At 73.4% G+C, this 15,465-nt stretch carries 12 protein-coding genes and 1 pseudogene; 8 read left to right on the forward strand and 5 right to left on the reverse strand.

Annotated elements, in window-relative coordinates; genetic code table 11:
• Window positions 1–33: 33 nt before the first annotated feature.
• Window positions 34–585, reverse strand: a complete 552-nt coding sequence (locus EDD30_RS00095; RefSeq protein ID WP_071804296.1) for a hypothetical protein — start codon at window positions 583–585, stop codon at window positions 34–36.
• A 214-nt stretch (window positions 586–799) separates the two neighbouring features.
• Between EDD30_RS00095 and EDD30_RS00100 the strand changes: the two genes are divergently transcribed.
• The 7 genes and pseudogenes from EDD30_RS00100 to nrfD all read left to right on the forward strand — a co-directional run bounded on the left by EDD30_RS00100 (window position 800) and on the right by nrfD (window position 7,959).
• The gene (locus tag EDD30_RS00100) at window positions 800–1,666 is read left to right on the forward strand and encodes a hypothetical protein (RefSeq protein ID WP_071804297.1); all 867 of its coding nucleotides are present in this window, start codon (window positions 800–802) and stop codon (window positions 1,664–1,666) included.
• Between the two features lie 65 nt (window positions 1,667–1,731).
• Window positions 1,732–1,866: a hypothetical protein gene (locus EDD30_RS41320; RefSeq protein WP_280526112.1), complete on the forward strand. Its 135-nt coding sequence runs from the start codon at window positions 1,732–1,734 to the stop codon at window positions 1,864–1,866.
• Between the two features lie 76 nt (window positions 1,867–1,942).
• A complete protein-coding gene (locus tag EDD30_RS00105) occupies window positions 1,943–2,284 on the forward strand; it encodes an ArsR/SmtB family transcription factor (protein ID WP_071804298.1) in 342 nt (113 codons plus the stop codon).
• On the forward strand, window positions 2,281–2,745 hold the full coding sequence (locus EDD30_RS00110; RefSeq protein WP_244945047.1) for an SRPBCC family protein: 465 nt from the start codon (window positions 2,281–2,283) through the stop codon (window positions 2,743–2,745). Before EDD30_RS00105 ends, EDD30_RS00110 begins: the two co-directional genes overlap by 4 nt.
• Before the next feature lie 21 nt (window positions 2,746–2,766).
• Window positions 2,767–6,000: pseudogene (gene fdh / locus EDD30_RS00120) on the forward strand (formate dehydrogenase); the annotation flags it as partial.
• Between the two features lie 10 nt (window positions 6,001–6,010).
• Entirely contained in the window at window positions 6,011–6,916 is a 906-nt protein-coding gene (locus EDD30_RS00125) for a 4Fe-4S dicluster domain-containing protein (protein WP_071804301.1), read from the forward strand.
• Window positions 6,917–7,011: 95 nt separating this feature from the next.
• Window positions 7,012–7,959: an NrfD/PsrC family molybdoenzyme membrane anchor subunit gene (nrfD, locus tag EDD30_RS00130; protein WP_071804302.1), complete on the forward strand. Its 948-nt coding sequence runs from the start codon at window positions 7,012–7,014 to the stop codon at window positions 7,957–7,959.
• 13 nt (window positions 7,960–7,972) lie between these two features.
• On the opposite strand, the gene EDD30_RS00135 is transcribed toward nrfD, so the two are convergent.
• Window positions 7,973–8,881: a DMT family transporter gene (locus tag EDD30_RS00135; RefSeq protein WP_084556243.1), complete on the reverse strand. Its 909-nt coding sequence runs from the start codon at window positions 8,879–8,881 to the stop codon at window positions 7,973–7,975.
• Window positions 8,882–8,963: 82 nt separating this feature from the next.
• On the opposite strand from EDD30_RS00135, the gene EDD30_RS00140 reads away from it, so the two are divergent.
• A complete protein-coding gene (locus EDD30_RS00140) occupies window positions 8,964–9,851 on the forward strand; it encodes a LysR family transcriptional regulator (protein ID WP_071804304.1) in 888 nt (295 codons plus the stop codon).
• Window positions 9,852–9,943: 92 nt separating this feature from the next.
• Here the strand turns inward: EDD30_RS00140 and EDD30_RS00145 are convergent, their stop codons facing one another.
• The 3 genes from EDD30_RS00145 to cydB all read right to left on the reverse strand — a co-directional run bounded on the left by EDD30_RS00145 (window position 9,944) and on the right by cydB (window position 15,462).
• Window positions 9,944–11,023, reverse strand: a complete 1,080-nt coding sequence (locus EDD30_RS00145; RefSeq protein ID WP_143162609.1) for a hypothetical protein — start codon at window positions 11,021–11,023, stop codon at window positions 9,944–9,946.
• Window positions 11,024–11,095: 72 nt separating this feature from the next.
• Window positions 11,096–14,485, reverse strand: a complete 3,390-nt coding sequence (cydC, locus tag EDD30_RS00150) for a thiol reductant ABC exporter subunit CydC (protein ID WP_244945048.1) — start codon at window positions 14,483–14,485, stop codon at window positions 11,096–11,098.
• Complete coding sequence (gene cydB, locus EDD30_RS00155) at window positions 14,482–15,462, reverse strand: cytochrome d ubiquinol oxidase subunit II (protein WP_071807775.1); 981 nt, start codon at window positions 15,460–15,462, stop codon at window positions 14,482–14,484. The genes cydC and cydB overlap by 4 nt, the downstream gene beginning before the upstream one ends.
• Window positions 15,463–15,465 lie beyond the last annotated feature (3 nt).

Below are 15,465 nucleotides of genomic sequence, written 5' to 3' on the forward strand. Positions count from 1 at the left end.
GCTGCGGCGCCGGCGTGGCTCGGCGTGGCCTCGTCAGCCGTACGGCAGGTAGTACGTGCCGCTGCTGCTGAAGTTGTGGCCGCCGCTCGCGGGGCAGTAACCGGCGCCGCTGCCGCTGTATGCCAGGCAGTAGCACTTGTTGCACCAGCGCCAGCCCGGCTGCTCGCCGGACGGGGGAGTGCCGTACGAGACCCGGTAGTCGGTGGTGGTGCGCACGTGGACGCCGCCGTTGGGGCAGCGGCCGTCGGAGGCGCTGCCGCCGTACCAGAGGCTGTAGCAGCGGTTGCACCAGCGCCAGCCGACCTGCCCGGGCCCCGACGTGTGGGTCACGATGTAGTTACCGCTGCCCGCGTAGTCGTGGCCGCCGCCCACGATGCACCAGCCCGTGGTGGTCCCGCCGCCGAAGAACAGGCACTGGCATCGGCTGCACCACCGCCACTGGGACTGCACGGAGGCGGTTCCCGACTCGCCGGCCAGTGCGGGGCCGGAGGCCACGGCGGCGGCACCGAGGATGCCGGCGGTGGCGGCGCCGGCCCGCAGGACGGCGCGACGCGCTATCCCGGAATGCCCTGGAGCTGTGCCCACGGTTTCTCCCTTCGAGGAACACATTGTCGTATAGCAATGGAAGGCTGCATCCGGCGGCGTCCCGCCACAAGGGTTTTTCAATTGGCGATGAAATGCGATTTCGACACCGATTTCGACGGCGGAACATTTGTTCACGAGAAATCGCCGTAGCCGGGGCGTCGCGGGCCGGCGGGTCCGCGGGTAAGGTCGTTTCGCCGGGCGCGCGGAGGTGGATGTGAAGAGAGTGACCCGTCGGCTCGCTCTCTGGCGGGCGGACCTCGACGGCGGTGTCTGCGCCGCCCCGGAGGAGTGCGCCGAGCTGCTGCGCGACAGCGGACCCGTCACCGTCGTGCTGGAGCACCGCGACCGTGGTGGGGCACCCACGAAACGGGTCTTTCGCAGCTCGCTCCAGCAGGACGTCGAGTGGCAGTTCGCGGGAATCGACTGGCCGGCCGACCTGCGGCCCGGTGTCCTGGTCACCGTCTCCTGGCGGGCCGCCCGGGACGAGGTCGTGGTGCGGACGGCCGCGCTCGACGAGCCGCTGCGGGTCGACGGCGCCGTCTACTTCCACGAGTACGACCCCAAGGTCGTCACCCGCGAGTTCGTCGCGGACGAGTCCAACCGGGCAAAGGTGTTGTCGGCGGTGCGCCGGCAGGGCCGCGTGTTCGCCGACGGCAGCGCGGTGCTCGTCGAGGCGGAGCTCGCCGCGCACTGCGGGCTGGGCCGGGGTGCCCGCGGCGCGTTCCTGCTCCGCAATGCCGTCGAGCAACTGGTCCGCGAGGGCTTTCTCACCCGCCTGACCGGCAGCACCGACTCGTCGGGATATCCGTCCTATCCCGCCGCCGAGGGCCAGAAAACCGCCGAGATGCTGTTCTACGCGCCGCTGGTCGAGCCCGCTCCATTTCCGGACGAGGACGATTCCGGAAGCGCCGAGCGCCAGGACCATTGGGTCAATGGTTTCGTGCGCAGATTGCCGCCCGGGGCGCAGGCGTCGGAAAGGCAGCGCATTCTCCACGAGCGGGCCGCCGACGACGAGCAGGCCGGTCCGGGGCCGCTGGCTCCCGGCTTCACCTACGTGAAGAGGCATCACCGCAACGGTTGACGCTGCACCCGGGATGCATCCCTGGGGCGACCGGCCGGCTGCCGCGGTGGCCCAGGCTGGTGGACATGGTGCCGATCAGCCGGTGGAGCGTCCACGACAAGCCGCAGAGCCGCGTCGAGGTGGCCCGCGAGCTCGTGACGGTCTGGGCCGTGCACCTGCACCGCTCCTACCGCCTCATTCGCGGCACTCGCAGGGCTTGACATCACCGCCGCCCACGCTACTGTCAACCTATCGGTTGATAAACCGACTGGTTGATAACCCGGGTGGTTGAGAGCAATGACAGCGGATCCCCTCAGCGGCCTCTTCGCCGCCCTCGCCGACCCGACCCGCCGGGCGATCCTCGCCCGGCTGGCCCGGGGCGAGGCGACCGTCGCCGAGCTGGGTGCCCCGTTCCCGATCAGCGCCCAGGCGATCTCCAAGCACCTCAACGTGCTGGAGCGCGCGGGCCTGATCGTGCGGACCCGCGAGGCGCAGTGGCGGCGCGTGCGGATCGAGCCCACGCCGCTGCGGGACATCGCGGGCTGGGTCGCGCAATACCGGCGACTCTGGGAGGAGCGCTACGACACGCTCGGCAGCTACCTGGACACCCTGCAGCAGGAGCAGAAGGAGGAGTCGTGAGCACCATCGCCATCAGCACCCCGTCCGACACCGAGCTCGTCATGAGCCGCTCGTTCGACGCACCGAAGGAGCTGGTCTTCGCCGCGCACACGCAGCCCGAGCACATCCGGCACTGGTGGGGCCGGGGCAACCCGCTCGACGTCACCATCGACTTCCGGGTCGGGGGCACCTGGCGCTTCGTCGAGACCGCCGACGCTCAGCAGCACGCCTTCCGCGGCGAGTTCCGCGAGATCCAGGCGCCGGACACCTTCACCTGGACCTTCGAGTACGAGCCCATGGCCGGGCACGTCGCCGTCGAGCGCTACGTCTTCACCGAACAGGACGGCAAGACCACGGTGACCAGCACGACGACGTTCACCTCCCAGGCCGACCGGGACGGCATGATCGAGTCGGGCATGGAGGCCGGTGCCGAGCAGAGCTACGCCGCGCTGGACGCCTACCTTGCCAAACTGAAGGGCTGACCGTGGTCTAAGGTCGATCTCATGGGCGTCCGTACGTGGATCCGGGACTGGCCGGTCTACCGGCAGCTCACCGGCCCCGACCCGCTGGGCCGGGGCGCGGCGGCGCAGTCCGGCCGGTCCCGGAGCCTCACGGCGCGCACCGAGACGGCCGACTCGACGGCCCGGTCCGTGTGCCCGTACTGCGCCGTCGGGTGCGGCCAGCGGATCTCCGTGAAGGACGGCGAGGTCGTCCAGATCGAGGGTGACCCGGACAGCCCGATCTCCCGGGGCCGGCTGTGCCCCAAGGGCTCGGCCAGCAAGAGCCTGGTCACCAGTGACCGCCGCCAGCGCAAGGTCCTCTACCGCCGGCCGTACGGCACGGACTGGGAGGAGCTCGACCTCGACACGGCGATGTCCATGATCGCCGACCGGGTCCTCGCCGCGCGCGAGCAGACCTGGCAGGACGCCGACGCCGACGGCCGGCCGCTGAACCGCACGACCGGCATCTCCAGCCTGGGCGGTGCCACGCTGGACAACGAAGAGAACTACCTGATCAAGAAGCTCTTCACCGCGCTCGGCGCCATCCAGATCGAGAACCAGGCGCGTATTTGACACTCCGCCACCGTCCCCGGTCTGGGGACCAGCTTCGGCCGTGGCGGGGCCACCGGATTCCTCCAGGATCTGGCCAACGCCGACTGCATCGTCATCCAGGGCTCCAACATGGCGGAGGCCCACCCCGTGGGTTTCCAGTACGTGGTGGAGGCGAAGAACCGCGGTGCCAAGGTCATCCACATCGACCCGCGGTTCACCCGGACCAGCGCGCTGGCGCACACCTTCGTGCCGGTGCGCGCCGGTGCCGACATCGCGTTCCTGGGCGGCGTGATCAACTACATCCTCACCCACGAGAAGGACTTCCGGGAGTACGTGCTCGCGTACACCAACGCGTCCATGCTGGTCGGTGAGGACTTCCAGGACACCGAGGATCTCGGCGGGCTGTTCTCCGGCTACGACCCCGAGACCCGTGTGTACGACCAGAGCAGCTGGCAGTACGCGGGCCAGCGGAAGCACGGCCAGGAAGAGGACGAGTCCCGCATCGACCGGGAGACCGCCGCCGGGCTCGAGCAGGAGTCGCACGGCCCGCCGATCCCCGCCGGCGTACCCCGCGACCCGACGCTGAGTGATCCGCGCTGCGTCTACCAGGTGCTCAAGCGGCACTACGCCCGCTACACGCCGGAGGCCGTCGAGCGGCTCTGCGGCGTGCCCGAGGACAAGTTCCTCGAGGTCTGCGAGGCGTGGACCGCCAACTCCGGCCGCGAGCGGACGACCGCGCTGGTCTACTCGGTCGGCTGGACCCAGCACAGCGTCGGCGTGCAGTACATCCGCGCCGGCGCGATCATCCAGCTCCTGCTCGGCAACATGGGCCGGCCCGGCGGCGGCGTGATGGCACTGCGCGGGCACGCCAGCATCCAGGGGTCCACCGACATCCCGACCCTGTTCAACCTGCTGCCCGGCTACCTGCCGATGCCGCACCACAAGAGACACGAGACGTTCCGGCAGTGGGTCGACACCATTCGGCGCCCGGATCAGAAGGGCTTCTGGGCCCACGCGGAGGCCTACGCGGTCAGCCTGCTCAAGGCCTACTTCGGCGACGCCGCCACCGCCGCAAACGACTTCGGGTACGGATGGCTGCCCCGGCTCACCGGCGATCACGGCACCTACCAACAGGTTCTCGACATGATCGACGGCAAGATCAAGGGCTACTTCCTGCTGGGACAGAACCCGGCGGTCGGCTCCGCGCACGGTCGCGCCCAGCGCCTCGGCATGGCCAACCTGGACTGGCTGGTGGTCCGCGACCTGTTCATGATCGAGAGCGCGACGTTCTGGAAGGACGGCCCCGAGGTCGCCACCGGCGAGATCGTGCCCGAGCGGTGCAGGACCGAGGTCTTCTTCCTGCCGGCGGCCTCGCACGTGGAGAAGGAGGGAACCTTCACCCAGACCCAGCGGATGCTGCAGTGGCGCGAGAAGGCCGTCGAGCCGCCCGGCGACTGCCGCTCCGAGCTGTGGTTCTTCTACCACCTCGGCCGCCTCCTGCGCGAGCGGCTGGCCGGGTCCACCGCCGGGCGCGACCAGGGCCTGCTTCGCCTGACCTGGGACTATCCGCTGCACGGCGCGCGCGGCGACGAACCCGACGCCGAGACGGTCCTCAAGGAGATCAACGGCTTCGACGTGGCCACCGGGCGGCCCCTGTCCACCTTCACCGAGCTGCGGCCGGACGGCTCCACCGCCGGCGGCTGCTGGATCTACACCGGCGTCTACGCGGGCGGCGTCAACCGGGCGGCACGCCGCAAGCCGCGAACCGAGCAGGACTGGGTGGCCCGCGAATGGGGCTGGGTGTGGCCGGCCGACCGGCGCACGCTCTACAACCGCGCGTCCGCCGACCCCGACGGCCGCCCCTGGTCCGAGCGCAAGAGATACGTGTGGTGGGACGAAGAGGCCGGGGAGTGGACCGGCTTCGACGTGCCCGACTTCGAGAGGACGAAGCCACCGTCGTACCGGCCGCCGCCGGGCGCGACCGGCGTCGAGGCGATCGCCGGCGACGACGCGTTCATCATGCAGGGCGACGGGAAGGGCTGGCTCTACGCGCCCAGCGGGCTGATCGACGGCCCTCTGCCGACCCACTACGAGCCGGCCGAGTCGACGGTGCGCAACCCGCTCTACGCGCAGCAGGCCAACCCGACCCGTAAGGTCTACGACCGGTCGGACAACCTGACCAACCCGAGCCCGGACACCACGGTCTTCCCGTACGTGTTCAGCACGAGCCGGCTCACCGAGCACCACACCGCCGGGGCGATGAGCCGTCAGCTCGCGTACCTGTCGGAGCTGCAACCGGAGATGTTCGTCGAGGTGTCGCCGGACCTCGCCGCCGAGCGCGGGCTGGAGCACCTCGGCTGGGCGCACATCGTCACGGCCCGGGCGGCGATCGAGGCCCGGGTCCTGGTCACCGAGCGGCTGCGGCCGCTGCGCATCGAGGACCGCGTCGTGCACCAGCTCTGGCTGCCGTACCACTGGGGCGGCGAGGGCCTCGTCACCGGCGACTCGGCCAACGACCTCATCGGCATCACGCTCGACCCGAACGTCCTGATCCAGGAGAGCAAGGTCGGCACGTGCGACATCCGGCCGGGCCGGCGACCCACCGGGCCCGAGCTCCTCGCGTACGTGCGAAGCTACCGCCGGCGCGCGGGCCTCGAGCCCGCGGTGACCGACGACGAGCCGGGGGAGAGCTGACGTGGCCGGAGCGAACAGCCTCTACGGGCCGCTGGACCCGGCGCCCGACGCCGGCCACGTGGACGCGCCGCCGCGGATGGGCTTCTTCACCGACACGAGCGTCTGCATCGGATGCAAGGCGTGCGAGGTGGCGTGCAAGGAGTGGAACCTCGTCCCCGACGACGGCTTCAACCTTCTCGGCACGTCCTACGACAACACCGGAGGCTTGACCGCCAACTCGTGGCGCCACGTCGCCTTCATCGAACAGCCCGCCACCGCCGCGCCGCCGAAGGGCACGACCCGGTTCCTGGGGATGCCGTTGCGGGACCTTCCTGGCCGCACGGCCGACGCGCCGCGCAGCGACTTCCGCTGGCTGATGATGTCCAACGTGTGCAAGCACTGCACCCACGCCGGATGCCTGGACGTGTGCCCGACCGGCGCCCTGTTCCGCACCGAGTTCGGCACGGTCGTGGTGCAGGAGGACATCTGCAACGGCTGTGGCTACTGCATTCCGGCCTGCCCGTACGGCGTCATCGACCAGCGCGAGGACGACGGCCGCGCGTGGAAGTGCACCCTCTGCTACGACCGCATCGGCGACGGCCTGACGCCGGCGTGTGCGAAGGCCTGCCCGACCGAGTCCATCCAGTACGGCGAACTCGACGAGCTCCGTGGCCGCGCCCGCCACCGCCTCGAGAAGCTCCACGAGCAGGGCGTCACCGAGGCACGCCTGTACGGCCACGACCCGAACGACGGCGTCGGCGGCGACGGCGCCTTCTTCCTGCTGCTCGACGAGCCGGAGGTCTACGGCCTGCCGCCGGACCCGGTGGTGCCCACCCGCGACCTGAAGGCGATGTGGAAACGCGCCGGACTGGCCGGGCTCGCCATGGCCGCCGCCGTCGTGGTGTCGTTCGCGGGACGCCGCCCATGACGTCGCGCTCGCCCCGGGACCAGCCGTCCGGCCGCACTCCAGACACCGGCCCGGATGCTGGACGGCGCGGGCGAGGTGGTCGGGGGGACCGGGCGATGGTGCCGCCGGCGGACTTCCGTTCCTACTACGGGCGGCCGATCGTCAAGGCGCCGGTGTGGCATCACGACATCGCGGCGTACCTGTTCACCGGCGGGCTGGCGGCAGGATCGGCCCTGCTCGCGGCCGGCGGCGACGCCACCGGACGGCCCGCGCTGCGCCGCGCCGGCCGGCTGACCGCGCTGGGCGCGCTCGGCGCCAGCACCTACTTCCTGATCCACGACCTCGGCCGTCCCGAACGCTTCGCGAACATGCTGCGGGTCGCGAAGCCCACCTCGCCCATGTCCATGGGTACGTGGATCCTCAGCGCCTTCGGTGCGGCCGCCGGCACGTCGGCCGTCGCGGAGGCGGCACCGTTGCTGCCGCGGCGGGGCGTGCCGGGCCTCGTGCGCCGCGTCCTGTCCCCGATCGGCACCGCCGGCCAGTACGGCGCCGCCGTCCTCGCTCCGGCGCTGGCGACGTACACGGCGGTGCTGCTCGCCGACACGGCGACGCCGAGCTGGCACGAGGCGTACCCGGATCTGCCCTTCGTCTTCGCCGGCAGCGCGCTGGCCAGCGGCGCCGGGGTGGGTCTGCTGGCCGCACCCGGCGACCGGGCGAACCCGGCCCGTCGCATGGCCGTGTGCGGCGCGGCGATGGAGCTGTACGGCACCCACCGCATCGAGACCGGCCTGGGCCTGCTCAGCGAGCCCTACCGGCAGGGGCGGGCGGGCCGGCTGCTGAAGGCCGGCCGCCTGCTGACGGCGGCCGGTGCGGCGGGGGCCCTGCTCGGGCGGCGCAGCACGGTGGTGTCGGCACTGTCCGGTCTGTCCATGCTGGCCGCGTCGCTGGCGACCCGCTTCGGCGTTTTCGACGGCGGCGTCGCCTCGGCGAAGGACCCCCGGTACACGGTCGTCCCGCAGCGCGAACGCCTGGCGCAGCGCCGCGGAGATCACCCCACACAGTGATGGTCGCCAATGGCTAGTCCTCCCGGCGGGCGGCGAGGCCGGGTGACCGGGCCACTGCCACGCCGAGCAGGCAGAGCGCTCCGCCGGCCAGCGCGAGCCCGGTCGGCACCTCGCCCAGCAGCGCCCAGGACATCAGGACGGCGATTGCCGGCACCAGGTACGACGAGGAGCTGAGCTGCCCGGCGGTCATCCGGTGCAGGGCGTAGGCCCACGTCGCGAACGCGACCGCGGTCGGGAACAGGCCGAGGTAGACGACGCCCAGCGTGGCCGCGGCCGGGGCGACCGTCAGCTCGTGGATCAGCGTGCCCGCCCACGGCAGGCAGACCGCGGTTCCGGCCAGGCAGCCCAGCCAGGTCGCGGTGAACGGATCCACACTGGTCAGGGCCTGTTTCTGCAGCACCACACCGACCGCGTAGAGGGCGGCCGCGCCCAGCGCGAGCAGCACTCCGGTCATGTCGCGGCGGCCGGTGGAGGTGGCCGCGGCGATGATGGCGACGCCGCAGAAGGCGATGGCGAGGCCGGTGACCAGCCCGCGCGGGAAGCCCTCCTTGAGGTAGACGCCGGCGAGCACCGCGATCAGGATCGGGCCCACGTTGACCAGCAGCGCGGTCGTGCCGGCGTCGAGATGGTGCTCGGCGGCGTTGATGAAGATCGCGTAGACGCCGAACCACAGGGCTCCGTACGCGAGGACCAGCAGCAGGGGACGGCCGCGCGGAATGCTCCGGGGCCTGAGCAGCGCGACCGCGGTGAGGGCGAGCGACCCGGCGGCGAGCCGGCCGAGCGCGAGCGACCCGGGGCTGTAGTGCAGGCCGATCGAGCGGATGGCGATGAAGGCGGACGCCCACAGGACCATGGTGATCCCGGCGGCGATCAGGGGCAGCGCGGCGGTCGTCCGGCGCGGCCGGGCGGTCGTGGCGGTCATGCCTCCACCCTGCGACACCCAGGACTTCAGCACCAGCAAGTAATTCTTCCCAACCATTAAGCCGCACTGTACGGTCGACGGCATGCTCGACGTGCATCGACTTCGCGTGTTCCGGGCCGTCGTGGCCAGCGGCTCGGTCAACGCCGCCGCCGCCAACCTCGGCTACACCCCGTCGGCCGTCAGCCAGCACGTCACCGCGCTGCAGCGGGAGACCGGTCTGGCGCTGCTCGCCCGCAACGGGCGCGGCGTCGAGCCGACGGCGAGCGGGCTCGCGCTGGCCAGGCGCATCGACGGCGTGCTGGCCCATCTCGGCGACGTCGAGGCCCTGGTGTCGGACCTGCGGGCGGGCCGCACCGGCTCGTTGTCGATCGCCTACTTCGCGTCGGTCGGCGGGGCCTGGATGCCGGCCGTGACCCGGGCGCTGCTGACCGACTTCCCCGACCTGCGGCTCGCCCTCGAGCTGCGCGACGACTTCCCGACCGGGCCGGGCAAGCGGCCCGACGTCCAGATCGCGGTCGCCGGAGCGGACTTCGAGGGTACGAAGGAGGCCCGCGCCCACCACCTGCTGGACGACCCGTACGTGGCCGTGGTCCCGGCCACGCACCCGATCGCCGGCGAGGCCGGGGTCGAGCTGGCCGCACTCGCCGCGGAGAGCTGGATCGACAACGACTTCGCCCGGGGCTGGTGCCGCGACAACCTGCTCCAGACCTGCCAGAGCGCCGGCTTCTGCCCGTCCTTCCGCGTCGAGGCGCACGACTACCCGACGGCGATCGCGTTCGTCGACGCCGGCATCGGCATCACCGTGCTGCCCCGCCTCGGCGCCACCAGGCTGCCCGCCGGCGTCGCGGTGGTGCCGGTGACCGCGCCGACGCCGGTCCGGTCGATCTTCGCGCTCGTCCAGACCGCCGTCGAGTCCGCGCCACCGGCCCGCCGCCTGCTCGAGGTGCTGCGGGAGTGCGCCCGGCCTTAGGCTCGGCTGGGGTGCCACCGCTCAGGCGCCGCCGTCGCTTCGGGCGCCACCGCGCTCAGGCGCCGCCGTCGCTCGAGTGCCGCCGGTGCCGCTCAGGTGCCGCGGATGGTGAAGACCTTGGAGACGCCGCCGACCGCGAGGTCGTCGCCGGGCGCGTAGACCCGGTAGGAATAGGTCGCCTTGCCCGGCGGGGTCGCCACGATGGTGTAGCGGCCGCTGTCGCGTACCTTGCCGGTGTTCACCTTGCGCCAGCTGTTGTCGGGGTAGAGCCGCTGCAGTTGCAGGACCTTGCCCTTCTGCAGGGGCGTGACGTTGCCGTTGACGTCGACGTTCGTGCCGGCCGGCACCGAGGTGGCGGCGGGCGTCGCGCCGACCGAGTAGCGCTGGGTCCGGACGTGACCGCCGTCCGACGCGATGACCGTCATCGGATACGGCATGGTCGGCTGGTTGACCCCGGGCACCCAGGCGCACTGCAGCCATTGCGCCACCTCCGCGCTGAGGGTCCGCTGGTAGGTGCCGTCCGACCGGGTCCGCACCGACACGACGCCGCCGGGCTCCACGCAGCCGTTGTCGGTGCTGAGCGAGACCGGCAGGTTGGCCCACGGCTGGCCGGTGGTGGTGTCCCAGGCCCGGATCCGCTGGGTGACCGGCTGGCCGGCCGGGAGCGGCTCCGGGGAGAAGATCATGTCGAGCCCCGGACGATGGGAACTCTGTACCTGGAGGCTGGGTGTGTCGATGACCGTCCGCGGATCGATGTCCAGTGCGTTCGCGAAGGTCTGATCCATCGCATAGATGCCGACGGGCTCGATCGTCCCGCTCCAGGCGGAGGTGACCGGGATGGCACCGGTCCAGATCCCGTCCTGTTCGGTGCCCTCCGCCAACCGCAGCAGGACGAAGCTGTTCGGCGCGGCGCTCATCTTCAGCCAGGGGGACGCCAGCTCCTGACTCGCCTGGTATTCGATGGGCTGGACCCCGGTCTCGTCGGTCAGCCGGACCCGCACCCCCACGAGCTCGGTCTGCAGGCCGGAGACGGTGGAGGACGCCTTCGCGAAGGTGATCGAGTGGACCTGAGGCGGCGTGGTGTCCGCGGCCGGCGCGGCGAGTGCCGGCGCGGCGGGAATGAGTGACAGCACAAGGACGGCGGCTGTCGGCGCGACGTGAGACGTACGCATGGCCTTACTGTACGGAGCGCTGTCTCGCCGGTCCGGCCCGTTTCCCGCCCGCATTGCCGAATCGCGCACGTCCTACCCCACCGGCGTGCGGACGTCGCACCCCACGAGCCGTCCGTCGCTCAGCCGATAGGTGGCGTCCACCCGGTCGAGCCCCTCGGTGCGGTGCGTGAACAGCAGGACCGTGCAGTCCCCGGCGGCGTCGAGCAGGTCGGCCATCAGCGCCGCGGCGCCCGCCTCGTCGAGACCCTCGGTCGGCTCGTCGAGCAGGAGCAGCCGCGGGCCGGCGAGCACGGCACGGGCGGTGGCGAGCCGGCGCCGCTGCCCGCCGGAGATCGTGCCGCCGCCGGCACCCAGCCGGGTGTCCAGCCCACCGGGCAGCCCGGCGAGCCATGGTCCCAGACCGACGCGGTCCAGCGCGGCGGTCAGCTCCGGGTCGGTCGCGGCCGGGTTCGCCAGGCGCAGATTCTCCCGTACGGTCGACGCGAAAACGTGGTCGCTCTCGTCGCCGACGAGCACCGTGGGCGCGGGCCGGCGTACCGTTCCCTCCCGCGGGTCGAGCAATCCGGCCAGGACCGCGGCCAGGGTCGACTTGCCGCCGCCGGACGGCCCGAGCACGGCCACCCGCGCGCCCGGCGGCAGGTCGAGGTCGACGCCGCGCAGCGCCGGGCGGCGGCCGGGGTCCCAGCCCGCGACCAGCCCGCGCACGGTCACTCCGGCGGACTCGGGCGGGGTCTGCGTGGCCGGCGGGCGTGGGGTCCGGAGCGCGGCCAGGCGGGACCGCGCCCCGGCCGCGCGGCGCCGCGCGATCGCCGCCTCCGGCAGGGTGGCCACCGGCTCGCCGAGGGCCACGACGGCGAGCAGCAGGACGGCCGCCCACTCCGGTGAGATCCCGCCGGTGCGCTGCAGGACCACCGCCGTTCCCGTGACGGCCAGGCCCCAGCCCACCAGGCTCAGCGCCGCGGCGGCACCGGCCGCCCGGGCCGCGCGCGCTTCCCGCCGGGCCAGCGCGCGGCTGCGCCGATCGGGTACGTCGAGGGCCTCCCCGCCCCGCAGGGCCAGCTCCTCGATCCCGTCCACCGTCTCCACGACGGCGTCCCGCAGCTCGGCGCGGGCCCGTCCGGTCGCCGCCTCCGCCCGGGCGGCGTGCCACGCGGCCAGGGCGGGCGCCGCGACGGCCGAGATCAGCAGGCCCGCCCCGAGCGGCAGCACCACGGCGGGCGCCACCGCGACGGCGGCGACCGTCGCGACCGCCAGCGTGAGCGCCGCGCTCAGGGCGGGCAACCGACCGCGCAGCAGCCCGTCGGCCCGCGCGTCGACATCGGCGCCGACCCGGGTGAGCAGGTCGCCGCGCCGCCGGGAACGCGGCCCGGGCACGCGGGGGACGAGATCCGCGTAGACCCGTGAGCGCCACCGGCCGAGCCGTGCGAACGCCACGTCGTGCGCGACCAGCCGTTCGAGGTAGCGCAGCAGCGGCCGCGCGACGGCGGCACCGCGGACCAGCACCACGGCGGCCGACAGGGTCAGCACCGGCGGCAGCGTCGCCGCCCGGACCAGCAGCCAGGCCGCGGCGCCGGTGAGCACGAGTCCGGCAAGCCACGCCGCCGCCCCGAGCGCCACCGCCGCCGTGGGCGAGACCGCCGCCGTGGGTAGAAGCCACATCTTCCTAGGACGCGCTGCGCCGTGTGAGTCCGGCCGCGGCGCCGGAGCCGACGACACGACCGTGGCCGCGGAGGTGGAGGTGGATGTGCAGGCCGAGGTGGAGGTGGAAGCAGAGGTAGGGGTGGAAGTGGAGGCGGAGGCGAGGGCGGAAGTAGCGGTGGAGGTCCGGGGCGGCAGCACGTCGACGACGCGGTCGGCTTCGGCCAGCAGGGCGGGCCGGTGCGCGACCACCAGCACCGCGCATCCCCGGCGCGCCGCGGCTCGTAGCTGTGCGATCACCGTTCGCTCGGCCTCCGCGTCGAGGTGCGCCGTCGGCTCGTCCAGCAGCAGCACCACCGGCCGCCGCGCCGCCGCGCGCAACAACGCCGCCAGGGCCAGACGTTGCCGCTGCCCGGCCGACACCCCCGACCCGTGCTCGCCGAGTACCGTCGCCGGCGTGACCTCGCCGTCGAGCCCGGCCGTGCGCAGCGCCGCGCGGATCTCCGCCGGGCCGGCGCCGGGGAAGACGTCCGCGACCGTGCGCACGTGCGGCAGCGCCGGCCGCTGAGGCAGGTAGAGCACTCCCGGGCCGGTCAGCTCCACCCGGCCACCGGCGCCCGGGTGGAGCTCGGCCCGCGCGGTCGGGTGGGCCTGGGCCGGCGTGGTCGGGTGGGGCTGGGCCGGCGTGGCCGGGTGCAGCCCGGCCAGCACTCGCAGCAGCGTCGTCTTGCCCGCCCCGGACGGCCCGCGCAGCGCGACGATCTCGTGGTCGCGGACGCCCAGAGCGTCGAGGGTGAGCGCGTCCGAGGTCATGCCCGGATGGCGCACGCGCAGTCGGGAGGAGTACACGCCCGGCCGCTCGCCGTCGCCACCCCGCGCGGGAAGGTAGGCGGCCTCCTCGCCGCCGAGCATCTCGTCCACGTCGGCGATCACCGCGGTCGCGTCCGCGCTCGCGTGGAACCGGGCCGCGACCTCGCGCAGCGGCCGGTACGCCTCCGGCGCCAGCAGGATCACCAGCAGCGCCGCGCCGAGGTCCAGGCTGCCGGAGGCCACCCGAAGTCCGGCCTCGACCGCGATGAGTCCGACGGACAGCGTGCCGAGCAGGTCCAGCGCCGTGGAGGACAGGAACGCCACGCGTAGCACCCGTACCGTCGCGGACCGGTGCCGGTCGGTGAGCTCGCGCACCACCGCGGTCTGCCGCTGCGCCCGCCCGAAGACCCGCAGCGTCGCGAGGCCGCGCAGGACGTCGAGGAAGTGGCCCGCAAGCTGGGCGTCGGCGGCCCACGCCTGCCGCGCGCGCCGCTGCGTCGCCCAGCCGATCAGCGCACCCAGCACCGGCACCAGGGGCAGCGTGACTAGGGCGATCACCGCCGACAGCGGGTCCACCACGGCCATCGCGACGATCACCAGGGGTGGCAGCACGGCGCCGAGCACCAGCGCGGGCAGATATCCGGTGAACCAGGGCCGCAGGGCGTCGACTCCTCCCGTCAGCGCGGCCGTGAGCCGGCCGCTGCCGTAGGAGGCGACCCGTGCGGGGCCCCGGCGCAGTGCCGCGTGCAGCGTCGCGCGACGCAGGTCGTCGGTGACGCGGGCGGCGGTGCGCTGGGCGACGACCTGCTCCGCCCAGACGAGGCCGGCGCGCGCCAGGAAGGCGGCGGCGAGCAGCGGGAGCGCGTCACGGCCGGTGACGATCCGGGCGAGGGCGACGGCCACCGCGACGGTCGCGGCCGCCTGTCCGGCGCCGAGCAGGGTCATGACCGCGATTCCCGTACGCCCGGAGCGCGCGTGCCGCAGCAGCCGGGGATCGACCGGGCCCCGCCTCACGACGGCACCCGCTCGCTGGCCACCCGCCGGCGGAACACCCAGTACGAGAATGCCTGGTAGACCAGCACTCCCGGGAGCACGACCGCGCCGGCGACGCTGAGCAGTCGCAGCGCCGGGGCGGTGGCGGCGGCGCCGGTCATGGTCAGTGACCAGGCCGGGTCGAGGGTGCTGCGCAGCACCACGTCGCCGTGCACGGTGAAGACGGCGACGACGGCGCCCGCGACGCCGACGGCGGTGGCACCGAAGGCGACCAGTTCGCGGCCGTGCCGGGCGACGAGCGTGACGCCCAGGCAGAGCACGGCGGCGGCGAGCACGGGCCGCGACAGGCCGAGCATTCCGGCGGCGCCGAGCGCGAGCGTTCCGCCGGCGCCGAGGCGGACGCTCGCGCGCCGGGCCCGGGCGTGGACCGGGCCGGTGGTGCGCAGTGCGAGGAACGTCGCGCCGAGCAGGACGGCGGCGAAGAGAGCCAGCACCGCCCCGGCGAGGGCGGGCCAGGTGGCCAGCGGTGCGAGGCTGCGGGCCGGGCCGCGGCCGGTGACCTCCCCGTCCGCGCCGAGCGCGAGGCCGTGGGTGAGGACGCCGAGCACCGCGCCCCACAGCGCCACGATGCCTGCCGAACTGAGGGCCAGGGCGGTGTCGCAGCGGCGCCGCCAGCGCGCCCCGTCGCCCTTGCCGCGGAACTCCAGCGCGACGCCCCGCGCGGCGAGCAGCAGCAACAGGGCGGCCATCGGCAGGTAGAGGCCGGAGAGCAGGGCGGCGTACCAGGCGGGGAAGGCCGCGAAGGTCACGCCGACGGCGGCGACGAGCCAGACCTCGTTGCCGTCCCAGAAGGGCCCGATCGTACGGACGGCGGCGCCGCGCTCGTGGTCGTCGCGGCCGAGGACCGGGCCGAGCATGCCGACCCCGAAGTCGAAGCCCTCCAGCACGAAGAACAGCACCCAGCAGAGGACGACGAGCGAGAACCAGGCGGTGATCATGCC

The sequence above is a fragment of the Couchioplanes caeruleus genome, assembly GCF_003751945.1.
Lineage (GTDB): Bacteria > Actinomycetota > Actinomycetes > Mycobacteriales > Micromonosporaceae > Actinoplanes > Actinoplanes caeruleus.

What these genes read in the sequence shown, in the direction of transcription:
- EDD30_RS41320 (WP_280526112.1), top strand. Translation starts at nt 1,732, where the DNA reads ATGGTGCCGATCAGCCGGTGGAGCGTCCACGACAAGCCGCAGAGCCGC.
- EDD30_RS00105 (WP_071804298.1), top strand. Translation starts at nt 1,943, where the DNA reads ATGACAGCGGATCCCCTCAGCGGCCTCTTCGCCGCCCTCGCCGACCCG.
- nrfD (WP_071804302.1), top strand. Translation starts at nt 7,012, where the DNA reads ATGGTGCCGCCGGCGGACTTCCGTTCCTACTACGGGCGGCCGATCGTC.
- EDD30_RS00135 (WP_084556243.1), bottom strand. Translation starts at nt 8,881, where the DNA reads ATGACCGCCACGACCGCCCGGCCGCGCCGGACGACCGCCGCGCTGCCC.
- EDD30_RS00140 (WP_071804304.1), top strand. Translation starts at nt 8,964, where the DNA reads ATGCTCGACGTGCATCGACTTCGCGTGTTCCGGGCCGTCGTGGCCAGC.
- EDD30_RS00145 (WP_143162609.1), bottom strand. Translation starts at nt 11,023, where the DNA reads ATGCGTACGTCTCACGTCGCGCCGACAGCCGCCGTCCTTGTGCTGTCA.
- cydB (WP_071807775.1), bottom strand. Translation starts at nt 15,462, where the DNA reads ATGATCACCGCCTGGTTCTCGCTCGTCGTCCTCTGCTGGGTGCTGTTC.